Here is a 3,072-nt window from a genome sequence, read left to right as displayed (position 1 = left end):
ATGCTGGCGCGCTCGCGCGGCGTGCCGATGATCGTGGGGCTCGGTGCTTCGCCGGCTCATCTTGCCGGCGTCGCCCTGCTTGATGCCGAGCATGGCGGCATCATATTGGCGCCATCAAGGGCAGAGGTCGAGGCGTTCCGGCGAAAATCGTCCTCTTTCGCGGCACGTCGCGACCGGGCGGAAACTTTTTTGACCCGGCCGGCAGTGACGAAGGCCGGCACGGCGGTGCGGGTGCAGGTCAACATCGCCGATCCGTCCGATGTCGACAGCATCGATGTCTCGACCTGCGACGGCGTCGGGCTAATGCGGACCGAATTCCTGTTCGGCAGGACGCTGCCGGATGAGGAAACGCAATATCGAGCCTACCGCAAAGTGCTCGAATGGGCTGAAGACAGACCGGTGACAATTCGTACCGTCGACGCCGGCGGCGACAAGCCGGTGCCGGGCTTCACCGTCGAGGAGGGCAATCCTTTTCTCGGCCTGCGCGGCATCAGGCTATCGCTGGCACGGCCGGAGGTTTTTCGGGTACAGATCCGGGCGCTGCTGCGCGCCGCCATTCATGGCAATCTCAAGGTGATGTTCCCGATGATCGCCGTTGTGGACGAATATCAGCGTGCCGCCGCCCTGTTCGCGGAAGAGAAGGCCGCGCTTGCCGCGCGCGGCGTCGCGCAAAGAATGCCGCCGCTCGGCATCATGGTCGAGGTGCCATCGGTGGCGATCGCTCCCGAGGCTTTTGCCGAGGTCGCTTTCTTGTCGATCGGCTCGAACGACCTGACCCAGTATGTGATGGCGGCGGCGCGCGACAATGCTTCGGTTGCGCATCTCAATTCGATCAGGCATCCGGCCGTGCTTCGGCTGATCGCCTCGGTTGCGGCGTTCGGCCGCGCGCAAAAGATTCCGGTCAGCTTGTGCGGCGACGCCGGCGGCGATCCGGCGGCGATCCCGGCGCTGATCGAGGCCGGCCTGCGTGACCTTTCCGTGGTTCCCGCCCAACTCGCAATGGCCAAGGCGGCCATTGCGGACGTTTCGATCTAGGCGCGGGCATGGCCGAGAAGACACCCGAACCCGGCTCCGAAGAGGCGATCCGCGCCTATAAGATGATCCTGTCGCAGGTCCTCGACCAGCGCCCGTCCGGTATGCGCCAGCGCTTGGCCGATGCGCTCGGCAAGCACCGCAGCTTCGTCACGCAGATTTCCAGCCCGGCCTATTCGATCCCGATCCCGTCGAAACATTTGCCGGCTATTTTCTCCGTCTGCCATTTCAGCCCGGCCGAACGCGACCATTTTCTTGCCGCCTACCATCGGGCGCATCCCGGAAAAATGTCGGTGGCATCAGGCATGCGCAAGACGCGGCATGTCTCGCTGATCGTTCCCGATTTCGGCGACGACAAGCAGAATGCAGCGCTCGACCGGGCGGTCAACGATTTCATCCAGAAAATCACCAGCATCGCCGGCAAGGGCGGGACATAGTCGCGCCACGCCTGGCCATTTCGGAAGGACGGTCATGAAGAAATTTCTGAATTCGGTCGACACGGTGCTGGCCGAAAGCCTCGACGGCTTCGTCGCCGCGCACTCCGACATACTGGTGCTGGGCGACGATCACAAATTCGTTCGCCGCAAGGCGCTCAAGCCCGGCAAGGTGGCGCTGATTTCCGGCGGCGGCTCTGGCCACGAACCGCTGCATGGCGGGCTGGTCGGCCATGGAATGCTGGATGCCGCCTGCCCCGGTCAGGTGTTCACCTCGCCGACGCCGGACCAGATGCTGGCGGCTGCGGAGGCGGTCAACACCGGCGCCGGTTGCCTGTTTATCGTCAAGAACTACGAGGGGGATGTGATGAATTTCGAGATGGCCGCCGAAATGTCGGAGGGGGTCATGCAAGTGGTGACCAATGACGACGTCGCGGTCGAGAACTCCTCCTACACCACTGGCCGGCGCGGCGTTGCCGGCACACTGGTGGTCGAGAAGATCGTCGGCGCCGCAGCCGAGCAAGGCATGGCACTGAAGCCGTTGAAGGCGCTTGGCGAACGCGTCAATACCGCAACGCGGTCTATGGGCGTTGCGCTGACCAGCTGCACCGTACCGGCGGCCGGCAAACCGACCTTCGATATCGGCGACGAAGAGATGGAGTTCGGCGTCGGCATTCATGGCGAGCCCGGCCGCCGCCGCGACACGTTGAAGAGCGCCGATGCCATCGCCGAGGAGATCTGCGCGGCAATCCTGGGCGATCTGCGCGACAGGGGCCCGGCGCTGCTTTTCGTCAATGGCTTCGGCGGCACGCCGCTGATGGAGCTCTATCTGATGTACAACAGCGCCCGGAAAATCTTCGAGAACAACGGCGTGACGGTCACTCGCTCACTGGTCGGGTCCTATGTGACATCGCTCGACATGGCAGGCTGCTCGATCACGCTGACCATGGTCGACGACGAGACGACCGCATTGTGGGACGCACCGGTGCATACGGCTGCGCTGCGCTGGGGGATGTAGAACCGCCAACACCGCGCTGCCGCTTACGACAAAAAGTGGCCGCCAAAAGCAAAGCCCGTTTCAGTCTGCGAAGTGGGCCTTCGCAAGGACTCCCAACAGCAGTCGGTGACAAAACTGTCATGCGCTATCCCGAGCATTATCAGGCCAGTGTGGTGGAGTTAGGCACAATGTTGCTTTGTTTACCTTTGGTAAGGTAAGGAATCCGGCGGTTTTGGGAGGGCAGAACATGCGTTACAATTGGGATCGAGCGCCGACGGGTTTCGAACGTCACAGAAAGGCGCTGGCCGCTGCCTTGCTGATCGCCGGCGGTCTCGGCCTCATGCTCGCGGCGCTGCCGCTTTAGAACCATATTTGAGCGCAAGCAGGCGTTTTTCAACGCAGCTGGCCAGTCACGGCGATAAAGCGGCGGTCCAGTCCTTCAAATCCCTGGCTGAAGCGTTGCACGAGCACGGCAAGCACTGCCGGTTTGCCGTCCGGGGTGAATGCATAGGATTCCGACAGGCTGTAGGAGGTCGGGCAATTCCTCGAGGCGGGCACGGTCTTGTCCTCATGCAGCAGTTGGAACGGCTTGCCATCCTGTGCCTGCAG

Annotated in this window: 4 protein-coding genes; 3 read left to right on the top strand and 1 reads right to left on the bottom strand. The window is 62.9% G+C overall.

The window, feature by feature from the left end:
* From EOA86_RS28455 to dhaK, 3 genes are all read left to right on the top strand, one after another.
* Window positions 1-1,035: putative PEP-binding protein (locus EOA86_RS28455; protein WP_164892059.1), on the top strand; the 1,035-nt coding region annotated here is incomplete at its 5' end.
* Window positions 1,036-1,043: 8 nt separating this feature from the next.
* Entirely contained in the window at window positions 1,044-1,469 is a 426-nt protein-coding gene (locus tag EOA86_RS28450) for a hypothetical protein (RefSeq protein ID WP_128344706.1), read from the top strand.
* A gap of 34 nt (window positions 1,470-1,503) precedes the next feature.
* On the top strand, window positions 1,504-2,484 hold the full coding sequence (gene dhaK / locus EOA86_RS28445; protein ID WP_128344704.1) for a dihydroxyacetone kinase subunit DhaK: 981 nt from the start codon (window positions 1,504-1,506) through the stop codon (window positions 2,482-2,484).
* 372 nt (window positions 2,485-2,856) lie between these two features.
* Here the strand turns inward: dhaK and EOA86_RS28440 are convergent.
* A partial coding sequence (locus EOA86_RS28440) for a DUF2259 domain-containing protein (RefSeq protein ID WP_128344702.1) occupies window positions 2,857-3,072 on the bottom strand: 216 nt, incomplete at its 5' end.

This window comes from Mesorhizobium sp. M5C.F.Ca.IN.020.32.2.1, assembly GCF_004023105.1.
Lineage (GTDB): Bacteria > Pseudomonadota > Alphaproteobacteria > Rhizobiales > Rhizobiaceae > Mesorhizobium > Mesorhizobium wenxiniae.
The sequence above is the reverse complement of the archived record's forward strand: the minus strand, read 5'-3'. Positions and strand labels throughout refer to the sequence as shown.

Bases quoted from the DNA above. Each gene is read 5' to 3' on its own strand.
- dhaK (WP_128344704.1), top strand. From the start codon at position 1,504: ATGAAGAAATTTCTGAATTCGGTCGACACGGTGCTGGCCGAAAGCCTC.
- EOA86_RS28450 (WP_128344706.1), top strand. From the start codon at position 1,044: ATGGCCGAGAAGACACCCGAACCCGGCTCCGAAGAGGCGATCCGCGCC.